We start from the raw sequence: 20,007 nt of genomic DNA, 5'->3' as shown, positions 1-20,007 counted from the left end.
AAGGACTGGGACATCCACGTCAATCTGGCGGCGGTGCAGCTCGAAGAGCCGGGATTCGCCCACTATCTGGAGCGCCTGCTATACAAGCATCCGGATCTGCACAAGGACGCCCTCTGGCTGGAGATCGTCGAACGTGTCGCCTTGCGCGACATCCCGGCCACCGCCGGCATGATCCAGGCCTGCCGAAAACTGGGCGTGCACTTCACCCTGGACGACTTTGGCACCGGTGCGGCAGCCATCCAATATCTGGTAGAGCTGGAATGTTCCGGCCTCAAGATCGACAAAAGTCTGGTCTCGCCCCAGGGACAGAATGGCAAACATCACACCATGGTACGGGCCTTGGTGGATATGGCACAGTCGCTATCCGTGAAGATCGTCGCCGAGGGCATAGAAGATGCCGAGACTGCCGAGAAACTGATAAACCTGGGCGTAACGCATGCCCAGGGCTACCATTTCAGTCGCCCGGTACCGGCGGAGCATCTTGAGCAAGACGTAGTGGACAGCACCTGACCAATGAGCAAATCCCCTGAAAGCGTAGCTCCGCCCTTGCCACTTCCAAACGACGCCAGACAGTCCGCTGTGCTGATCGAGGCGATTCCCGATGCTGCTTTCTGGAAGGACGGTGCGGGTCGATGGCTATTGATCAACGAAGCCGCCAAGGCACTTTTCCACCTGGAACAAACGCCTTGGCAGGGAAAAACCGACCGGCAGCTGGCCGAACTGCATCCGGAATTTCGCAATGCCTATCTGGCTTGCGCGGAAGACGACGAGAAAGCTTGGCAGGCCGGAGAGCCCATCGTGGTGGTGGAGGAAGTGACCCGCCCGGACGGAACCCCGGGCATATTCGAAACCCGCAAGATCCCCGTCTTTACTACCTATGGGAAACGGGAAGGCTTGCTGATCCTGGGGCGGGACATCACGGCCCAGAAGCGCCTGGAGGCGGAGCTGCGACGACAGGTGGAGATCCAGGAACAACTCATGCAGTACAACCGCCTGCTAGGGAATGTAAATGAGGCCATTGCTCGGGCTGTGACGGCAGAGAAGCTCTTGCAGCGCATCTGTGAACTAACGGTGACGCATACCCGCGCGGCCCTGGTCTGGATTGCCCAGCCGGATACACAGGAATGGTTCCAAACCCTTGCTGCAGCAGGTAACACGGGCTATCTGCAAAAGATCCTGGCTTCCACTCGGGCAGATCTTCCCGAGGGCAATGGGCCAACGGGACGCTGCTGGCGGGCGCAGACAGCAAATTTCAATGGTCTCTTCACGCCCGATGATCCTCGTATGGCACCTTGGCAAGAGATTGCCAGGCAATTCGGACTGGCAGCCAGTAGCGCTATTCCCATCTTGCGTAGTGGCCAGATCTGGGGCGTTTTTACGATCTATCTGGGCCAGGAAGCCGACTTCACCCCGGAACTACGCGCTATTCTGAAAGAATTGGGACGAGACATCAGTTTTGGGCTGGATCACCTGGACACCCTGGAGCGGGAGCGACAGCTGCTGGAAGAGATCAAGGCACAGGCGACCACCGATTCTTTGACCGGCCTGCCCAACCGCCGGGCCCTGGATCTGGAGCTGGAGCGTGCCCTTTTCCGGGCCAGTCGTCGGCAACGCTTGCTGGCGGCCTGCATGCTGGATCTCGATGGCTTCAAGCCGGTGAACGATACCTATGGGCACGACGTCGGCGATCAACTGCTGATCGCCATCGGCAAGCGCCTGGCGGAGGTCCTGCGTGGCACCGATTTCCTCACTCGCCTTGGGGGAGACGAATTCATACTGCTGTTCGAAGACCTGGAGAATCTGTCTGATCTGCCCGCTATTTTGGACAGGATCGTGGACGCCGTGCAGTCGCCTCTTGCGCTCGGTAACGGGCAGGAGGTCCAGGTGAGCCTCAGCATGGGCGTGGCGATCCATTATGGGGGTGATCCGAAAGCAGGCGGGGGCGAGCTGCTACGCCTTGCCGACCAGGCCATGTACCAGGCCAAGGAGCACAAGCAAGAACGTCTGAAACCTTGGCTCATTGCCGGCGAAGCTCCCCAGCTGCGACGCAACAAGGCCCAAGAACTGATCGACCAGGGGGCAGTGGAGGTCTGGTATCAACCTATCCTGAATCTGCAACAGAGCCGCATTGTCGGTGTCGAGGCCCTGGGGCGGCTTCGTGATGAGACCGGAGAAATCTGGCCCCCAGCCCGCTTCCTGCCCCAACTGCAAAAAGAAGACCTTGCCACTCTGACGCGCAGGGTCATGGAGCAGGCCATCCGCGATCTCAGCACCCTGGATGCGCAGGGTCTGCAACTCTGGACATCGGTGAATATGGACCCTAGCTCGGTTTCGCCGGATTGCATTGCCTGCGTCAAGGAACGATTGCTTGAGGGAACCATCGATCCGTGCCGCATTACCCTGGAAATCCTGGAGGGCAGCGATTTTCAGGAGCAAAAGGAGGCCGTGACGGATCTGCTGGAACTCAAGGCACTTGGGGTCCGCCTGGCCCTAGATGATGTCGGCAGCGCCTACTCTTCCCTGCTGCGGATCAAGGAGCTGCCCATCGACAAAATCAAGCTGGACCAGGGCTTCGTCCGCACCCTGGAGGAACGACCAGAAGATCTGGCGTTTGTGCGCAGCATCCAGGGATTGGCCCAGGGGCTGGGTGTTGATCTCGTTGTAGAGGGTGTAGAAACCGCGTCCATCCAGGATGCCTTGCGGGCACTGGGCGTCGATCTGCTGCAGGGCTACGCCATTGCCAAACCGATGCCCCTGGAGCAGTTGCAGGATTTTCTGCAGCAACCCATCAGACTGCCGCAAGACTGCCCAAGTACGCTACTGGGACTCTATGCCGCCTCCCTGGTACACCACGAGGGCATCAAATCCGCCATTCGACTGCACTCCCGGCTGCTGAACCCGGTCATCCTGGCAGACGCCCGCTCCTGCGAAACTGCGGCGCAACTGCAGCGGCTACTTGCCGCAGATCCTGACACACTCGCCACCCTGAACGCGCTGCATGAGGAATATCACCATCAGCTCGCACAGTTGGAAGCCGTTGCTCTTTCGGATGCAGGTCATTCCCTGGACTGGACTGCGGCCGATGGCGCCGAGCGGGCCTTTCTGCAGGCCTTGCGCGACGTCTTTCATCAGAGACAACGGGAAGGTCGTGGTCCTGAGTAGGATAATCAAATGGCTTTGTTCCATGCGAACTTCTGCTGGCGGGAGGAATTGTTACAAAGGTGATTCATTACGATAACGCAGAAGTTAGCCGCTGGGTGCTTGGTGCTGTGTTGCTCGGGAGCTCAGATAGTTGGTCGATTCCGTGCGCAGGCAAATACGGGTGCAGCCGCCTAGCTGTCCATGCTTCTGAAATCACTGACGCACTAGTGTAGAGCGGTCTGCACCAATATGGTGCGCTAAGTGCCAACTATCACCCACAAGTGCCGATATGGTCACCGAATGGCGCAATGGCACATATATTGCCTATCGTATCGCGAAGAGATACGTAAGGATAACCGCAGTGATGAAAATTTGTGCCCCTATCTCCGATGCGTCTCCACCACTTCTAAACTCGACAAATTCTGACTCCGACTCCGTAGGAGCGAGGGGAGTTCAGGCCGGTGCCGGTGGGGTAACCTTCTGCCGACAGTTCTCCCTCAGAGGTGTCGGCCCCCGTAGAACTGAGCACGTTTTTCATCGACCTGATTGTTCCTGTCCTGGACAAAAAGCCTACAAGCCGAGGTTCCATTTTGAGTGGTCTTGTCCCAATCTCTGAAGGAAATTCATTTGTGATCCCTACTCCTGTAATGGAGCGCCTGCAGGCGCTGACCCGCCAGTATGATTTTTCGGCTTTTTTCATTGCAGCGGCAGCCCTGGCTGCGGAGAGCCTGGAAGCCGATGGTGCCGCATTCATCGTTCATGAGGGCAACAATCTCCGTTACTTGTTCTTTCATGGCCTACCTGCCAACTATGAGGCGTTATCGCAACACATATTTGCTGATGACGCCGGCATCAGCGGCGCAGCTTTACAAAATGACAGCATCATTTACACCCCAAATTATCCCCAAAGTATCTGGGCCATGCCCGAATATGTGGTTACCGGCCTTATGGGTAGCCTAGCCATACCCGTGCATGGCCCCAAAGGCTGTAGCGGTATCCTAGCAGTTTCCTGGTTCCACACGGCTCCCGCTCAACTTCCGGACAGCAATCTGCATCTGGCTCAACTTTTGGCCGACATGCTCGGCGCAGCGTGGCATCGGAAGGGAGTCGAGCAGCACTTGGAGCAGATCGCCACTTGCGATGTTCTTACCGGTGTCCCCAACCGCTACCAACTCGAAGAACGCATTCTCGCCGCCTGCGCCAGGGCGCAGCACAACGAGCACATGTTTGCCGTCATCCTACTCGACCTGGATGGCTTCAAAGGGGTCAACGATGCCATGGGACACCAAGCCGGGGATCGTCTCTTACGGGAGGTCGTAAGTCGACTCCAGGACGTAATACGCTCGGCGGACGTCCTGATCCGATATGCTGGCGATGAATTTGTTCTCCTTGTTGAGAACCTGCATCGATTACGCAACCTCGAAGAGCTTATGACCCGTATCATGACGGCCTTACGTATCCGCATGGGCTTCGATGAACAGCGCGTTGGCATTACCGTCAGTGCCGGGATCAGCGTTTATCCATTAGATAATGCCGCTCCTGCAGAATTGCTGCACCATGCTGACCAAGCACTCTACCGAGCCAAGACTGAGGGTGGTAATGGCTGGCGAATCTACAATCAAGAGGAGGGCCAGCGCGTCCTGATACGACAACGGCTGCGTGGGGAGTTGGATCGAGCCCTGCAAGAGTCCGAATTCATTCTCTACTGGCAACCCATCATCTCTCTACGCACGGGTAACTGCGTCGGTGCCGAGGCACTGTTGCGCTGGCAGCACCCCAGCCGTGGGCTTCTCTTGCCTGGCGCCTTTTTGGATGTCGCCGAGGATTCCCTCATTATGCAGCGCATCGGTCAGTGGGTGATGAAGGCCGCCTGCCAGCAGGGAGAGATCTGGCACGCTGAGGGCACGGACCTGGATATCCACATCAACCTTGCCGCCCGCCAGGTAGAAAACCACCGCCTTTGTGAAGATTTGCGGCGCAGCTTGAGCGCGTGCCCTGGTCTTCCTGCCGAAAAACTGTGCCTAGAACTAGTGGAGCGCATCGCATTGCGGGACATCCAAAAGACTGCCCAGCTGATTGCCGATTGCCGAAGTATTGGCGTGCATTTTGCCTTGGACGACTTTGGTACTGGCCCAGCGGCTCTGCAGTACCTGCTGGAGTTGGACTGCAATCAAATCAAGATCGACCACAGCTTTGTCATTCCCATGGCGCATAGTCGCCGCCATGCGCAAATGGTACAGGCAATGATCCAGATGGCCCATGCCCTGGATGTGGCCATCACTGCGGAAGGGATAGAAAATGAAGATAGCCTGCGGCTGTTGCGCGATATGGATGCCGATCAGGGGCAGGGATTTGGCATTGCCAAGCCCATGCCGGCCAGCGATTTCAGCGTTTATCTGCGTGATGATTCCGTGGTCCTTTAGAGATTCAACTGCGGTGAATGGACAATTGCCGCCCAGCTTCTATTTTACTACATCAGGGAGGCGCTATGACTTTGCCTAATGAGCAGGATGACCTGAACTATCTATCAAATTTTATGGTTGGATTACGACAAGATCAGGATCGCTTGCGCGATATACAGGTCAAGTACGATCATTTGACACTACTTGGTCAAATGTTGAGCGCCGGCACGAATATCACCAGCATGCGCGAAGATTTCAATGTGTTGGCCGAGACTCTTCTCGGTCAATTAGCCAGCGAGTTGTATAATAAGACGGTACTTAACCTGAAATCGACGGCGCGGATAGCTATAGACATTTTGATCCGCAACCTTTTCGAACGCACTGCTGACATCGGTTTCCTTGCCACGGATAGTGATATCTGCGCCTATGCACAGGCTTGCGAGACTAATCGGGCGGCTGTTCATGTGGACGATCCACAGCGAGTCTCCTTAAAAGCCCGCTTTATGGAATACGTGCGCAAGTACTCCGTATATCACGATATCATATTGCTTGCCCCGGACGGCAGGATCCTGTTACGGCTGAATGGCGATAGCGTTGGAACCTGTTCGAGCGATCCACTGATTGCCGCATCGCTGGGCACCGCCGATGCCTATGTAGAGACGTTCCGTCCCATCGATCTGCTCCCAGGAGATGAATCTCCTCTGATTTATTCTTACCGGGTGATGTCCAAGGATGGAAACAGACCGGTCGGCGTTTTATGCTTGTGTTTTCGATTTCAAGATGAGTGCCAGCGAATATTTAAAAATTTAGTAACTGACTCCGACTGGACGGTAGTAACCATTCTTAATTCTGATGGGAGAATCATTGCGAGTAGCGATGCCTACCAATTCCCAGTCGGTGCAAAGGTAACAGAAGTAAAGAATGATGGATGTCGTGTTACTCGCTTTGCTGGCCGAGAATATCTAGCAACAACGCAACAGGCTCAGGGTTATCAGGGTTATATGGGAGCAGGTTGGCAGGGACATAGCCTGGCGCCGTTAAATCACGCTTTCGAGATGGCCGTCGCTCATGAAATTGTCAACGTTCCTGCGACTATTTTATCCGGTGTGTTGGAGACCGCGAGCATTTTCTCTCCGGACCTGAGAGCCATTCCCCTACGTGCTGCCAGCATTCAACGAGAGCTCAATCGGGCGGTGTGGAATGGTAACACCTGGCTATCGCGGGACCGGCAAACTCTAAACACCTCTTTTGCCAAGGTGTTGCTGCGGGAGATAGGCAATACAGGTGTCCATACGCTAGACGTCTTCAGCCAATCCACGACCAACCTTTATAAAACAGTGGTATCCTCCGTGCTCTACAATTGCTCCCTCCAAGCTGCCCTAGCCATTGACATCATGGATCGCAATTTATATGAGCGGGCAAATGATTGTCGTTGGTGGGCACTGACCAGCGCCTTCCGGGAAGTTCTCGACCAATCAGGAGATGTGGAGGAGCAGCAACGGCAACAACTCGAGGTAATCCTGACTGGTATCAATAGGCTTTACACTGTCTACCATAATTTACTGATTTTTGATCGTACGGCAAAAATTATCGCGGTGTCGAATCAGACGTATAGCAATCTAGTGGGAAAGACATTGCAAGCTGCATGGGTAATGCCCACACTCGGCCTGCATGATAGCCAAGGCTATTGTGTATCTGCTTTTGAGCCTACCGAGTTGTATGCAGGACGCCATACCTATATCTATGCCGCAGCCATACCCCCTCTGAATTGTGCCACTGCCGCCGTCGGCGGTGTAGCTATTGTCTTTGACTCCACCCCGCAATTGCGGGCAATGCTCCTCGATGCGTTACCACGGAACAGAGATGGTTCCTTCGTGGAAGGCGCCTTCGCCATTTTTGCGGAACGCAACGGACAAATTGTTGCCAGTAGTGACCAAACTATTGCTGCAGGCACAAAGATAGCGATAAATCGTGAGTTTTTTGAACTGAGTGGTGGAGAGGGATATGCTAACATCGTCGAATTTAACGAGAGGTATTATGCTGTTGGCTCACGTATGTCATCAGGTTATAGGGAATACAAGGGGCAAGCGGATGCCTATCGCAATGACATCGTCGCATTGGTGCTTGTTCCCCTGTCCAGGGAATTGAGTCGGTTTGATGTGCATAAAACTGCGCAGCGTCAATATAGCAATGATCATTCTCCCTACCGAACCAGTGGAGATGATGTTCTGGAAGTGGCGACCTTTTATGTAGGTAACGGCTGGTACGGCATCCGCCTGGAATATGAGATCCAGGCTATTGATCCACAGCCAATCACCCAGACCCCTAAATCTCCATCTTGGGTACATGGTTGTATCGTGCACCAGGATCAGGTCCTTCCCATCATCGATCTTGCGTCATTTCTCCCTCGCGGCAAAGAAGCCGTCGGTGATCGACAGATCATGGTCATCAGAGTGCCTGAAAAAGAGATGTGTTTTGCAGTGATCGTAGATGAACTGGGGGACACGCGAGAGATTGCACTTTCTCAACTGGAAGAGGCACCGACCTCTATGAGTGGTACTACTGCTTTGATCGAAAGCCTCGTCAAGCCTCGCGGGACGGATCAGGACCAGCGGATCCTGATGATCTTATCAGTGCAGCACCTCCTAGAACGCCTTTCGCCCCTAGAGATGCGCGCCCAAAGTCCGATTGGCGAGTGCGAGCATATCTGCTCGTGTTAGGGACTGTAAGTGATGATAGCGTTGTAACTAGAGGATCCGCCAAACCCACGTAGTGCTTGCCCTGAAAATTCTTTCGACTTTTGTCGAATTGTCCGCATCTTTCGGTCTGACGGAGAGTTGCTGGCATCTCCGATAGAAGGGGCTGTTTCCGTGTCCTTTCTTCGTGGCCTGCGTCTGACGTCTTTTCATGCAATGGGGCCGGGATCTTCCTGATAGTGCATCCGTGCCCGCCAAACTCTCCTCCCGGTCATTCATCTTGATCTCGGTGTTCAGGGCATCCCACATCTTGTCGGTAATCGTCATCAGCGAGTTCTTCCGGATTCCAGGGTGGCGATCCGCCGTTCGGAGGCTTCGACCAAGGCTGGTACCAGAAATGCCCAATGGTGCAGCGCAAAGTTGCCGCTTGTGGGTGATGTCGGGAATTTCTATACTGAAGTCCTAGAATGTCACAAGGGAGCGTTTTTATGCACACACATCTCGTTATCCGGGTTCCGCGGCGGAGCTGGCAGGCGTTGCTTCTGGGTTGTGCCGGTCTCTTGGCTGCGCCGCTGGCGGTCGCTGACGGGGAGTTCCCCGCCAAGGTACCAGTACCTGCCAACAACCCCATGACCCCCGCCAAGATTGAGCTGGGCAAGCAGTTGTATTTTGATCCCCGAATTTCTCTTTCTGGAACTGTGTCTTGTAACAGCTGCCATATGGTGCAAAGTAATGGTAGCGATAATCTTCCCCTGTCTTTCGGGGTTTTTGGTCGAGTCGATGTCCCGCGTAACACGCCTACGGTCTACAACGCCGCCTTCAATACGGTCCAGTTTTGGGACGGGCGAGCCAGCAGTCTGGAGGAGCAGGCGAAAGGGCCCATCCTCAATCCGGTGGAGATGGGTATGCCCAACGCACAGGCGGTAGTCGACGTTTTGCGCAAGATTCCGGGGTATCATGCGCAATTCACGCAGGTTTTTGGTGGCAAGGAACCGATCACTTTCGACCATGCGGTGGAAGCGATCGCCAGCTTTGAGCGTACCCTGGTGACACCGGATAGTCCCTATGATCGCTTTGTAAAAGGCGATAAAAAGGCCCTGGACGTGACGGCGCAAGAGGGACTGAAGTTGTTCAACTCGGTGGGCTGTGGTACCTGCCACGCCGGCCCCATGTTCGATAACCCCGGGCTGCCGATGGGCGAGGGCTTTTATCAAAAATTTCCGGCCCAACCGCAGAATACTGCCTGCGCAAAATACGTGCAGAAATATCACCTGCATGGCGATTTGGGACGCTACGACGTGACGCACAAAGACGCCGACAAGGAACGGTTCCGAGTACCGGGCCTGCGCAACGTTGCCCTTACTGCACCTTATTTCAACTACGGTACGGTTCCCACTCTGCAAGAAGCTGTCCGGGTCATGGCCGCCTGTGAGTTGGGCAAAACCCTAACGGATACCCAGACCAAGCAGATCGTGGCATTCCTGAATAGTCTGACCGGCAAGTTTCCGCAGGTAACACTCCCGCATTTGCCCCAAACCCCGGATTCCACCTTGCTCATGAAGGTCGCGGATATGGCGAAGGAGATACAGAAAAAATAGCGTATACGCCAGGGCGGCGTGTCGGTCCCGTTCCGCGCGAACGCCGACCTACGCCGCGCCGAGGGTGCTAGACGGGATGGTTCGATGCTGACGATTGCCCTGAGAATGGCAATGTAGGATTATGGCCGGCTGATCAGTAAAGGCATGTTCCCGATGCAGAACCCTCTTTTTTTCGCCCAAGACCAATATTTGCAGGATGCGGCATTCACCGGCCTGTTGCAGGAATCTGGCATAACGATTCTCCAGGATTTTATGGAGTATCGACCCTATGCCGAGCAGTTTATCCAACAGTACGTTCCCGAGCCTTTGCCCCAGACGGTGATCCTGGGGCTCAATCCGGGGCGTTCGGGGGCCGCTTTGACCGGCATCCCCTTCCTTGATTTCCGCAGTTTGGCAAATTTGCTACCGGATATGCCTTTGCCGCGCAACGACACCGAGCCCTCGGCCAACTTCTTTCAGCGGGTGGTGCAGAACGTGGGCGTTAGAAGTTCTACCGCACGTTCTATGTGAGCAATGTTGCAGCGGTGGGCTTCCTGCGCGATGGCAAAAACTGCAATTATCCAGAGCTTCCCATATCCGCGCAGCGAGTGGTCGTGGAACGTTTTCTGGCCGAGATGGCGCAGATTCAGCCGAAGCGCATCATTGCCTTGGGGCGAGAGGTGGAAGCTACGGTGCAGCGGCTCTTTCCTGACGGTAGCGTGCGTATTTCCCACCTGCCGCATCCGTCCTGGATCATGACCTACCGCTTGCGGGAGGCGCAATCATGGGTGCGGCGCTACACCCAGATGCTGTTGCAGGGCTAGCGATTGGTCGCCGCGGGCTGGCGGCGTATGATGGCACTTTGCTGATACAGAGAGGAGGCCGTCATGGCTGATGAGTTGCCGGTTCTACCTGCCAAACGCAAGCTTGAACCGCTCTGCCAAAAAATCGGTCTGCCGACCATTCGTGCCGTGGTGGACGATTTTTACGATCGCATTCAACATCATCCCACTCTGGCGGAGCCCTTCGCCATTGTTGGCGACTGGACCTTGCACAAGGAACGTCTCACCCATTATTGGTGGACGGTGATGGGAGGTTTACCGTACCAGGATTTTCGCTATGCCCTGGGCGACAAGCACGCTCCTGTCGGGGTGACCAATGCCTTGGTAGACGACTGGCTACAGCTCTTTCACGAGACGATGCTAGACCATCTCGATGCGGACCTCGCCAAGCGTTGGTTGGGCCTGGCGAGTGGAATTGGCGAGTCGCTACGACTGATGTTCGCCCGCGACGCATAGACGCGGGGTCTGTTCCTCGCCCTGTCCAAGAAAGAAGCGATAGGCGGGATTGTCGGTCTCTTCGGCGTAGGGCAGGCCGAGGCGTTCGAGCATATCCCGGAAGGCTGCGGAATCTTCGGGCGGCACTTCAAATCCGGCCAGTACGCGATCGAAATCGACGCCATTGTTGCGATAATGAAAGAGGCTGATGTTCCAGCGCCCGCCGACCTTATCGAGAAACTCCATGAGGGCGCCGGGGCGCTCGGGAAATTCAAAGCGAAAGATACGCTCATTACGGGCCTGCACCGCATGGCCGCCGACCATGTGACGGATATGCAACTTGGCCATCTCGTCATTGCTGAGGTCTAGGGCGGTATGTCCCGTATCACGGAGCCCCTGCAGTAGCCCCTCGGCGTCAGCCCGGTCCCGCACGGCAACGCCGACAAAGATCTGCGCCTCGTCACGACGATGCAGGCGGTAATTGAATTCGGTGATGACGCGCTGTCCGCCAATGGCGGCACAGAAGGCCTGGAAGGCCCCGGGACGTTCGGGGATGGTAACAGCAAACAGGGCCTCGCGCGCTTCCCCAATTTCGGCGCGCTCGGCGATAAAACGCAGTCGGTCGAAGTTCATGTTGGCGCCGGAGAGGATGGCCACCCACGCCCCTTGGCCGGCCTGTGCGGGCTCTTCCAGCGCCAGATGCTTCAGCCCGGCAAGCGCTAGGGCCCCGGCCGGCTCCATCACCGTGCGGGTCTCGTCGAAGATATCTTTGATGGCGGCGCAGATTTCGTCATTGCTGACGCGCACGATCTGATCGACGTACTGGCGGCAGAGGGCGAAGGTGTGCTCGCCTACCTTGCGCACGGCGACACCGTCGGCAAAGATGCCGACCTGATCCAATTCGATCCGCTCCCCAGCCTGCAGGGATTGATACATCGCATCAGCTTCGAAGGGTTCGACGCCAATGATGCGGATCTCCGGCACGATACTTTTCAGGTAAGCGGCCACGCCAGCGATCAGACCGCCACCCCCCACGGGCACAAATATCGCATCGAGGGCACTCCCGCGCTGGCGCAGCAGTTCCGCCCCCACGGTGCCCTGACCGGCAATCACCAAGGGGTCGTCGAAGGGATGGACAAAGACCATGCCGGTTTCGGCGATGATCTGCTGACAATAGGCCTGCGCGTCGGAATAGCTGTCACCGTGCAGAATGACCTCGGCACCCAGGGTCTGGACGGCGCGGACCTTGATTTCCGGGGTGGTGCGCGGCATGACGATGCTGGCGCGGATGCCTAGGAACTGAGCGCTACGGGCAACTCCCTGGGCATGATTGCCGGCACTCGCGGCGATGACCCCCCGGCGCCGCTCCTCATCGCTCAGTTGTGCGATCCGGTTGTAGGCGCCGCGCAGCTTGAAGCTGAATACCGGCTGCAGATCTTCGCGTTTGAAGAGGATCTCCCGCCCCAGACGGGCGCTCATTTTGGGCGCGGCTTCGAGTGGTGTTTCGCGGGCGACGTCATAGACCCGGCTGCAGAGAATTTCGCGGAGCAGATCTTTCACTCTGGGCTTCCGTGGCTTGGAGGAAGGGGACCGTCGGGGCGCAACCACTGGCGAAACTGGTCGATGTCTTTTTGCAGGGCGGTGTTGGCCTTTTCCTCCATCGCCTCATAGTGGGCCAGGACTTCTTTGCCCAGCTCGGTGAGAAAGGCGCCGCCACCGCGCGTGCCGCCCGTCGCCGTGCCTACCAATGGGCCGACGAAGGAACGATTCATGGTGTCGACCAGCAGCCAGGCGCGCCGGTAGCTCATGTTCATGGCCCGTGCCGCAGCCGAGATCGAGCCCTTTTCCTCGATGCGATGCAATAGTTCCGCCTTGCCGGGGCCAATGGCGATGGCCTCGGCCAGCAGTATGCGCAGCCTCGGCGCGATGACATGACTATGCTTCTGCATCTGGGTCCTCTCCCTGAAAAAAGCGCAGGATTCGCTCCGGAAGCCAGTCGGTATCTCCGGGGAATCTACCTTGCACGTAGGCAACATGGCCGCCGCGCTGGGTGAAACAGCGATGCACGGCGCGACCGCGGGGCCATTTCGCAACGGCATCCAAGGGTACGATAGGATCATTGCGACTATTGATCAACAGCGTGCGCGTGCGCACCTGCGCGAGGCCTGGCCCGGAAGAGCTCTGCTGCCAGTAGCTCAGGGCATCGGGAAAGCCATGGACCGGAGCGGTGAAGGCATCGTCAAAGGCGCGCAGACTCTTGCTGCAGCGCACCGCCTGCCAATCCACCAGGTCGGGAAATCGTTGGGCATAGCGCCCCATCTGTCGTTTCAGGGTGCGGACAAAATACTGTTCATAGAGGGGGCGAGCGGCGATATATGCGGCCGTGGCCACCAGATCGACCGGCGCGCAGACCGCGGTGGCTGCCGTCAAATAGTTTGGGTGATTCTCACCCAGATATTTCAGTAGGGCATTGCCGCCGAGAGACACGCCGACGGCGTATAGCGGCCGCTGCAACGCATGCAACCGCTCGATGATCCAGGCAATTTCCGCGCTGTCACCGGCGTGGTAGGCGCGCGGTAGAAGATTGTCGATGCCGCCGCAGCCGCGAAAATTGATGAAACAGCCTGTCCAGCCCACTCGCTGCAGGGCTGCGCCGAGGGATAGGGCATAATGTCCACGACTGCTACTACCCAGGCCGTGAAAAAGAACCAGCACCGGGCTATCGCCCTGGCCATCCACCCAGTCGACGGCAATGCGATCTTGATCTGGTGTCGTCCAGATTTCGCGACGCAGAGAGACCTGCGGTCGGCGGGAAAAAAACAGCGCCCAAACGGTTTCGAAATCGCCGTTTGGGAGCCAGATGGGGGAACGAAAGTGGCAGGAGAGCGTCAATCTTCGATGTAGGCGTCGTGCGCCCGGAGGTATTGCTCCAGCTCTTCGATGCAGCTGCCGCAACCGGAACCGCAGCCCGCATGCACCATCAGCAGCTCCATAAAGGGTAGGGGCTGGGCGCGCTGACGCTCGAGGATCTCCTGAAAAGTGGCTGCCGAGCAACAGCAATAGGGACTGTCGTCGATTTCCTGCGCTTCTGCTGACATTCTCGCTGCGTACCTCGATCATCCATGTGGTGCGAAGAGGGAGACTCGAACTCCCACGCCTTGCGGCGCTGGAACCTAAATCCAGTGCGTCTACCAATTCCGCCATCCTCGCGTCTGCGTTATCTTATCCCCTGGGGCCCTTCTGGACAACGACGGAGTCAAATTATGGCCAAGTCTCCGCAACGCCTACGTCAGCTTTTAGCGGTGGAAGCCGCGCGTATCATGGTCGATGAAGCCGTGGGCGATTTTCGCAGTGCCAAGGAGAAGGCCGCACGCCGGCTGGGCGTCCATGCCCAGCAACACTGGCCTAGCAACACGGAAATCCACAGCGAGTTGCAGGCGCGCCTGCAGCTTTTCCATGCGGATACCCAACCCCAGGCCTTGCGCCATTTGCGGGAAATCGCCCTGTACGCGATGGAGTGGCTGCAAGAGTTTCAGCCACGTCTGGTCGGCCCAGTGTGGGAGGGTGATGCGACGGAACACAGCAAGATCATCTTGCATCTCTTTGCCGATGCCCCGGAAAGCGTGCTGTTTTTCCTGCTCGATGCCCAGGTCGAATATGAGGAAGGCTGGCAGCGCCTGCGTTTTGGCGATGCCAATGCCATGGATTACCCCACTTTTTTACTGGAGTTTGAGGGGGCACCCCTGCGCCTGGTGGTCTTTGCCCTGGACGAAGACCGCCGCAGCCCCGCCTCGGCGCGCGATGGCAAGCCCCTGCCGCGGGGCAGCATCGCGCAGTTACAGCGGCTCTTGGCCGCGGAAAATCCCTGCTGATTTAGCCGAGCAGGGTGGGATAATCGGTATAACCCTCTGGTCCTGGGGTATAAAAGGTGTCAGGGTTGGGCTCATTGAGCGTGGCGCCGCTGCGAATGCGCGCGGGTAAATCGGGATTGGCGAGAAAGGCGGTGCCAAAAGCCACGGCGTCCGCTTTGCCCTCGGCTATCGTATTTTTTGCCTCTTCTGGGCTATATCCCATGTTGACCACGAGCTTGCCGCAATAGTTTTTACGCACGGGAGTCAATACATCTGCCGTCTGCTTCCCATAAAAATCGCCGCGCATGAGGTGGAGGTAGGCGAGGTTCTTGTCATTGAGGGAGTTCGCCAGCCAGGTATAGAGCCCTGCAGGATCGCTGTCTTTCATGTCATTGAAGCTGTTGAGTGGCGAGAAACGCACGCCAACACGATCCGCTCCGATGGCTGCACATACAGCATCCAGGACCTCGAAAAGGAAGCGGGCGCGGTTTTCCCGACTCCCTCCGTAGGGGCCCTCACGATGGTTGCTCCCGTCGCGCAGGAATTCATCGATCAGGTAGCCGTTGGCCGCATGGACTTCGACCATGTCGAATCCCGCTGCCCGAGCGTTGCGGGCCGCCTGCGCAAAGCCTTCAACGATGGCTGGGATTTCGTCGTCGGTCAGCGCGCGTGGTATGGTGTAGGCCTGTTTTCCCTTGGGCGTGTGGACTTCTTCATTGGCAATGGCGATGGCACTCGGTGCCACCGGGATCGCGCCATTGTTGAGATCGGGATGGCAGGCACGCCCACCATGCCAGATCTGCAAGGCAATTTTTCCGCCGGCCTGATGTACGGCATCGGTTACCTTACGCCAGCCGGCGATCTGCTCAGCGGAATAGATGCCGGGTTCATGCCAGAACGCTGAATTACCCGGCAAAATCATGGTCGCTTCGGCGATGATCAGGCCGGCGCTTGCGCGTTGGGCATAGTATTCGGCCATGAGCAGCGTAGGCACGTGCTCGCCTTCGGCACGGCAGCGAGTGAGAGGGGCCATCAATATTCGATTGTCGAGTTCAATGGCGCCCAAGGTCAGGGGAGAAAATAGGTCCGTCATACTGGCTCCTCATCTGGATCGACTGCCGAGAATGATACCGACCGGTCAGTCGGTGTGCAACCGTGCCTGCGTTATCGGCCCCCGACGTTGCTGTCTTTCAACTGTTTTGTGGCTTGTGTGGCCGGAAATAGACCCACGCCGCCAGGAACAGGAAGGCAAAGATGTAGATGTTGGTGGTGCCGAGGACGTCGCCCTTGTTGGCGGTGCTGCCCGGCAGATAGGGCGCACCCCAGCCCTCGGCGGTGGTCCAGACACCGAAGCTATAGGCGATGCCGACGGGAATGATCCAGCGGAGCTGCTTGCCGCCGATCAGCAGAAAAAGGGCGATCATGCTCTCCGCTAGCGCCGCGAAAACCCCGAAGAGAAAAGGCCCCAAGGCGTTGATGACGGTGATGAAGAAGGTGATGTAGGCGGCAATCCATGCCGGCTCTCCGGGCAAGGCTTGCTGGAGATATGTGACGGCGTTGTGCAGGAAAAAGGGCTGCCACTTCCAGAAGGCGTCGAAGACCCAGAGCAGGCCGAAGAGGATGCGCGCGGTGTGCATGGCCGCGGGGGAAAGACGCCCGGGGCGCGTGCCAGCTAGACTCCAGCAGTCCCAAGAGCGACTGGTAATGACAAAAACAAAGACTAGCGCGTAGATGATGGCGGTTCCCGGATCCGTGGCGCCTTGGGTGTAGGGGCCGCCGAAACCGCCAACGGTGCTCCATAGCCAAAGGTTGTAAAACACACCGACGTAGGCAAAGAAGGGCAAAAAGACTCCGCTGATCAGGCTGACGGCGAGAAGCACATCCAGCACAATGGTGATCCAAGCGACCAAGTTCGGGCCAATACCGGTGACCACTGATGCCATCCAGTGTCCATAGGCCATTACCCAGGCGGGTTGCCCACTGACCCAATCCGCACTGAAGGTATCCAGAAAATGTGCACGGTAGGCTGGACTCAACTGCAGAGCAGTGTTGATCAGCCAGACGAACCCAAAAAGGATACGCACCGCAGCAAAGGCGCGTTGTTGGGGGGAATACTCGGCAATCGTGGGTTCTGCGGTAGTGGCGGTAGTCATTCATGAACTCCTTATTTTGCTGGAGATAAAAACTCTATCATCAGGTCAGTGCATGGCTCGTTGTGAAATTGTACCTCTTTCATTCGGGAAAACCAGTTAGTACAGAATCTTCTTTCGATCATGGTTTAGCGACTCGGAGTAGTGCGATTTTTTCCCGATTGTAAATTTCATAGCGTATCAGTACGATCTTTGCCTGGTAGGGGGATTCTACCTGAGAAATAAGTTTACTTAGGTCAGTTGCCGGACAGACGACATAGAGAGGCCTGTTTCCCATGTAGTTCCTGATATTTGTTGTATCTTGTAGATGGTGGATAGTCATGGCGCCACGCGCTGCATAAAACAGAAAGTCGGGCTGAAACCACTGCCATGACGCGAGGCGATAAGGCGCCCCCGCCTGAATTTGGAAAATTTTTTCCGCCATCTCCCGAGAGGGTTTCAGCCGGTTGAACTCCGGCGTATACAGAAACACCACAAGTACGCTGAGTGCCACCGCGCCACCAGCCAAACTCAGCAGAGCCCAGAGGACACGCTGTCGCCAGATCCAGACCCCAGCTACCAGTGCGGCGACGATGTAGGGCGTACCAAGCCATAGCATGCGTGGGATTTCCGGCTGCCGCATGGGTACGATCCAGCCACCAAACGTCGTCAAGAGGACGCCGATGGCAAACAGAACGCCAAGTGACAGAGCGTCGGACTTGGTGAGGCCCTTCTGCGTTGCTTGCAGTCGCGAGTCGAGATGCGTGGCTAAGAGAATCGCCAGTGGTGGATAAGACTCCCAGACATAGCTCGGCAGCTTGGTTGCGGAGAGGCTGAAGAAGATGATCCAGACCGCCGCCCAGAGCAGCATAAACTGGTTTTTGACCTGTTGCTTGTCCTGAGTCAGTGCCCTTGTCCTTTTTAACCAAAGCAGCGCCTGTGGTAGGAACACCGACCAGGGTAACATGCCGAGGAAGACGCTAAGTACATAATAAAACCACGGGCCCCGATGACCTTGCATGCTCGCATCAAAGCGGCCAATATTCTGCTGCAATAGAAAGAGCTTGTCCCACATCCAATGCGTTTCTAGGCCGACTGCGACGTACCAAGGCATGAGCAGTATCAGGAACAGCGGTAGCCCGAGTCCAAGCTTCCCCTGCTGCCACAGAAAGTGGAGATTTTGCTGTACGATCAGAAAAATAACGACGATCAATCCTGGTAACAGGAACGCGATTGGACCTTTATCCAGCGTTCCCAAAGCAAGTGCTAGATAGAATGAGAATAAAGCGTTGCGCCTGACCTGGGGATCCAGATAGGCCAGCAAGAAAGATAGCAGCGCGGCAGTTGTGGCAAGGATCAGCAGAGGATCGGGCGTGGCGCTACGAAAGATCACGGTACTGTGGAGGATGGTGGCGATTATCAGAGCAGACAGAAAGGCGATTTTCTCGCTGTACATTCGGCGAACGACGCTGACGATCAGCAATACTAGCAGCGCTCCCACGATCGCCGATCCGATGCGTAAACCAAAAGAATCGAGGCCGAACAGTTTTATCCCTGCCCACATCATCCAATAATTCAGGATCGGCTTGTCAGGAAGAATCTGGCCGTTGTAGGTAGGCAGAATCAGGTTGTGATTCGCCATCATTTCTTTCAAGGATTGCGCGTAGATAGGTTCATCGATATCCCATAGGCTGGTGTTTCCTGTACCCCAAGAAAAATACAGTATAGAGACCGAAAAAATCAGCATCTCCTGCACTAGAAATTTATAAATTTTCTTTTTTTGTTGCATGCTCTATCAATTCTTCCTTTCGTTGTCTGGGTTATTAATCCAGAGATCCTGAATCAAATATAGTGGTCGCTGCTTGCTTTCTTCGTAAATTCTGGAAATATACTCGCCAAGCACCCCCAGTGCGATGAGCTGAACCCCACCCAGGAACAATATTGTTACCATAAGTGAGGGATATCCCTTTACCGAGTTTCCACAACATATGGTTTCGATAATCATGTAGATGGCATACAGAAAAGACGTAAATGCGATCGTTATGCCCATGTAGGAGGCGAATTGCAGCGGTACGTGGCTGAACGATGTGATCCCCTCCAGCGCCAGCTGCCATAATCGCCAATAATTCCAGCTGCTTCGTCCATTTTGGCGTGCGTCTCTTTGAAAATATATTGATGTTGTCTTAAAGCCAGTCCACGCAAACAGACCCTTCATGTAACGGCGGCGTTCGGGTAGGCGTTTCAGGGCCTCTAGCACCTTCCGCGACAGCAAACGGCAGTCCCCAGCGTCATGGGGAATTTCAATGCTACTCACCCGGTTCAGAACGCGGTAGAACAGGAAGGAACTCATTCGTTTTGCATAGGATTCTCCCGAGCGTCGCTGGCGCACCGCATTTACCACGTCGTAGCCCTCCAAGAATTTTGTAAAGAGGGGTTGGATCAACTCGGGGGGGTCCTGTAGGTCGGCGTCCAGAGGGATGGCAACATCGCCGGTAGCATGGTCTAGTCCTGCGGACAATGCCGCCTCTTTACCAAAATTGCGGGAGAGATTGATGATCATTACCCGATCATCCCGATCTCGGAGCGCGAGCAATCGCAATAGGGTGTCGTCGCTACTGCCGTCGTTGACGAAGATGATCTCCCACCTTTGCTCTAATTTTTGCAGCACCGCCCGGGTACGGTCGAAGAGGGAACTGATATTGGCGGATTCATTGTAGCAGGGAATCACCACCGATATTCTATAGAACTCGTTCTCTTGCGTTTTTTCATTTTTCAATAGGATGTGCTCTGATTCCATGTGGGCTAGCGGAAGACGCCAACGCTTGCTGATCAATATGAAGAGCGGCAGCAGAGCCTGTTCGACCACTTGCAAGGATAACGTGGCAAGCTTAGGCGAAAATTAGGGAATTCCCGATCGTGGTGGGAGAAGTGTCG

At 56.2% G+C, this 20,007-nt stretch carries 17 protein-coding genes and 1 tRNA gene; 9 read left to right on the top strand and 9 right to left on the bottom strand.

The window, feature by feature from the left end; translation table 11 throughout:
- From AC2VNM_RS06905 to AC2VNM_RS06870, 8 genes are all read left to right on the top strand, one after another.
- On the top strand, positions 1-510 hold a 510-nt coding region (locus tag AC2VNM_RS06905), incomplete at its 5' end, for an EAL domain-containing protein (protein ID WP_486913067.1).
- A 3-nt stretch (positions 511-513) separates the two neighbouring features.
- Positions 514-3,162, top strand: coding sequence for a putative bifunctional diguanylate cyclase/phosphodiesterase (locus tag AC2VNM_RS06900; protein ID WP_486913066.1), 2,649 nt, complete (start codon positions 514-516; stop codon positions 3,160-3,162).
- Positions 3,163-3,770: 608 nt separating this feature from the next.
- Positions 3,771-5,564 (top strand): putative bifunctional diguanylate cyclase/phosphodiesterase, encoded by a 1,794-nt coding sequence (locus tag AC2VNM_RS06895; RefSeq protein ID WP_483165288.1) that lies wholly within the window; start codon positions 3,771-3,773, stop codon positions 5,562-5,564.
- 65 nt (positions 5,565-5,629) lie between these two features.
- On the top strand, positions 5,630-8,263 hold the full coding sequence (locus tag AC2VNM_RS06890; RefSeq protein ID WP_486913065.1) for a chemotaxis protein CheW: 2,634 nt from the start codon (positions 5,630-5,632) through the stop codon (positions 8,261-8,263).
- A 464-nt stretch (positions 8,264-8,727) separates the two neighbouring features.
- Entirely contained in the window at positions 8,728-9,837 is a 1,110-nt protein-coding gene (locus tag AC2VNM_RS06885) for a cytochrome-c peroxidase (protein WP_483190001.1), read from the top strand.
- A 153-nt stretch (positions 9,838-9,990) separates the two neighbouring features.
- The gene (locus AC2VNM_RS06880) at positions 9,991-10,347 is read left to right on the top strand and encodes a uracil-DNA glycosylase family protein (protein ID WP_486913064.1); all 357 of its coding nucleotides are present in this window, start codon (positions 9,991-9,993) and stop codon (positions 10,345-10,347) included.
- Complete coding sequence (locus tag AC2VNM_RS06875) at positions 10,344-10,640, top strand: uracil-DNA glycosylase family protein (protein ID WP_486913063.1); 297 nt, start codon at positions 10,344-10,346, stop codon at positions 10,638-10,640. Before AC2VNM_RS06880 ends, AC2VNM_RS06875 begins: the two co-directional genes overlap by 4 nt.
- Positions 10,641-10,703: 63 nt before the next feature.
- Positions 10,704-11,114 (top strand): truncated hemoglobin, encoded by a 411-nt coding sequence (locus tag AC2VNM_RS06870; protein WP_483165292.1) that lies wholly within the window; start codon positions 10,704-10,706, stop codon positions 11,112-11,114.
- Here AC2VNM_RS06870 and ilvA read toward each other — a convergent pair.
- The 5 genes from ilvA to AC2VNM_RS06845 all read right to left on the bottom strand — a co-directional run bounded on the left by ilvA (position 11,085) and on the right by AC2VNM_RS06845 (position 14,303).
- Positions 11,085-12,653, bottom strand: a complete 1,569-nt coding sequence (ilvA, locus tag AC2VNM_RS06865; protein WP_483190003.1) for a threonine ammonia-lyase, biosynthetic — start codon at positions 12,651-12,653, stop codon at positions 11,085-11,087. The two genes, AC2VNM_RS06870 and ilvA, sit on opposite strands and share 30 nt — an antisense overlap.
- Positions 12,650-13,042 (bottom strand): winged helix-turn-helix domain-containing protein, encoded by a 393-nt coding sequence (locus AC2VNM_RS06860; protein ID WP_483190004.1) that lies wholly within the window; start codon positions 13,040-13,042, stop codon positions 12,650-12,652. Before AC2VNM_RS06860 ends, ilvA begins: the two co-directional genes overlap by 4 nt.
- A complete protein-coding gene (locus tag AC2VNM_RS06855; RefSeq protein WP_483190005.1) occupies positions 13,029-13,985 on the bottom strand; it encodes a YheT family hydrolase in 957 nt (318 codons plus the stop codon). The genes AC2VNM_RS06860 and AC2VNM_RS06855 overlap by 14 nt, the downstream gene beginning before the upstream one ends.
- Complete coding sequence (locus AC2VNM_RS06850; RefSeq protein WP_308389039.1) at positions 13,982-14,191, bottom strand: (2Fe-2S)-binding protein; 210 nt, start codon at positions 14,189-14,191, stop codon at positions 13,982-13,984. Before AC2VNM_RS06850 ends, AC2VNM_RS06855 begins: the two co-directional genes overlap by 4 nt.
- A 27-nt stretch (positions 14,192-14,218) precedes the next feature.
- Positions 14,219-14,303, bottom strand: a tRNA-Leu gene (locus tag AC2VNM_RS06845).
- A gap of 53 nt (positions 14,304-14,356) precedes the next feature.
- Here AC2VNM_RS06845 and AC2VNM_RS06840 point away from each other — a divergent pair.
- Positions 14,357-14,965, top strand: a complete 609-nt coding sequence (locus AC2VNM_RS06840; RefSeq protein WP_483165296.1) for a nucleotidyltransferase — start codon at positions 14,357-14,359, stop codon at positions 14,963-14,965.
- Between the two features lies 1 nt (position 14,966).
- On the opposite strand, the gene AC2VNM_RS06835 is transcribed toward AC2VNM_RS06840, so the two are convergent.
- From AC2VNM_RS06835 to AC2VNM_RS06820, 4 genes are all read right to left on the bottom strand, one after another.
- Positions 14,967-16,037: an alkene reductase gene (locus tag AC2VNM_RS06835; protein WP_483165297.1), complete on the bottom strand. Its 1,071-nt coding sequence runs from the start codon at positions 16,035-16,037 to the stop codon at positions 14,967-14,969.
- Between the two features lie 97 nt (positions 16,038-16,134).
- Entirely contained in the window at positions 16,135-17,097 is a 963-nt protein-coding gene (locus AC2VNM_RS06830) for a hypothetical protein (protein WP_483165298.1), read from the bottom strand.
- Between the two features lie 118 nt (positions 17,098-17,215).
- Positions 17,216-18,862 carry an ArnT family glycosyltransferase gene (locus AC2VNM_RS06825; protein WP_483190006.1) on the bottom strand — a complete coding sequence of 549 codons (1,647 nt, stop codon included), beginning with the start codon at positions 18,860-18,862 and terminating at the stop codon, positions 17,216-17,218.
- A 6-nt stretch (positions 18,863-18,868) separates the two neighbouring features.
- Entirely contained in the window at positions 18,869-19,939 is a 1,071-nt protein-coding gene (locus AC2VNM_RS06820) for a glycosyltransferase family 2 protein (protein WP_483165390.1), read from the bottom strand.
- Positions 19,940-20,007 lie beyond the last annotated feature (68 nt).

The sequence above is a fragment of the Acidithiobacillus sp. TH-A67 genome (genome assembly GCF_057473545.1).
Note: the sequence above shows the minus strand (reverse complement) of the source record. Positions and strands in the feature narration are given on the sequence as shown.

What these genes read in the sequence shown, in the direction of transcription:
- AC2VNM_RS06835 (WP_483165297.1), bottom strand. Translation starts at nt 16,037, where the DNA reads ATGACGGACCTATTTTCTCCCCTGACCTTGGGCGCCATTGAACTCGAC.
- AC2VNM_RS06825 (WP_483190006.1), bottom strand. Translation starts at nt 18,862, where the DNA reads ATGCAACAAAAAAAGAAAATTTATAAATTTCTAGTGCAGGAGATGCTG.
- AC2VNM_RS06900 (WP_486913066.1), top strand. Translation starts at nt 514, where the DNA reads ATGAGCAAATCCCCTGAAAGCGTAGCTCCGCCCTTGCCACTTCCAAAC.
- AC2VNM_RS06840 (WP_483165296.1), top strand. Translation starts at nt 14,357, where the DNA reads ATGGCCAAGTCTCCGCAACGCCTACGTCAGCTTTTAGCGGTGGAAGCC.
- AC2VNM_RS06880 (WP_486913064.1), top strand. Translation starts at nt 9,991, where the DNA reads ATGCAGAACCCTCTTTTTTTCGCCCAAGACCAATATTTGCAGGATGCG.
- AC2VNM_RS06870 (WP_483165292.1), top strand. Translation starts at nt 10,704, where the DNA reads ATGGCTGATGAGTTGCCGGTTCTACCTGCCAAACGCAAGCTTGAACCG.
- AC2VNM_RS06860 (WP_483190004.1), bottom strand. Translation starts at nt 13,042, where the DNA reads ATGCAGAAGCATAGTCATGTCATCGCGCCGAGGCTGCGCATACTGCTG.
- AC2VNM_RS06890 (WP_486913065.1), top strand. Translation starts at nt 5,630, where the DNA reads ATGACTTTGCCTAATGAGCAGGATGACCTGAACTATCTATCAAATTTT.
- AC2VNM_RS06850 (WP_308389039.1), bottom strand. Translation starts at nt 14,191, where the DNA reads ATGTCAGCAGAAGCGCAGGAAATCGACGACAGTCCCTATTGCTGTTGC.
- AC2VNM_RS06885 (WP_483190001.1), top strand. Translation starts at nt 8,728, where the DNA reads ATGCACACACATCTCGTTATCCGGGTTCCGCGGCGGAGCTGGCAGGCG.
- AC2VNM_RS06830 (WP_483165298.1), bottom strand. Translation starts at nt 17,097, where the DNA reads ATGACTACCGCCACTACCGCAGAACCCACGATTGCCGAGTATTCCCCC.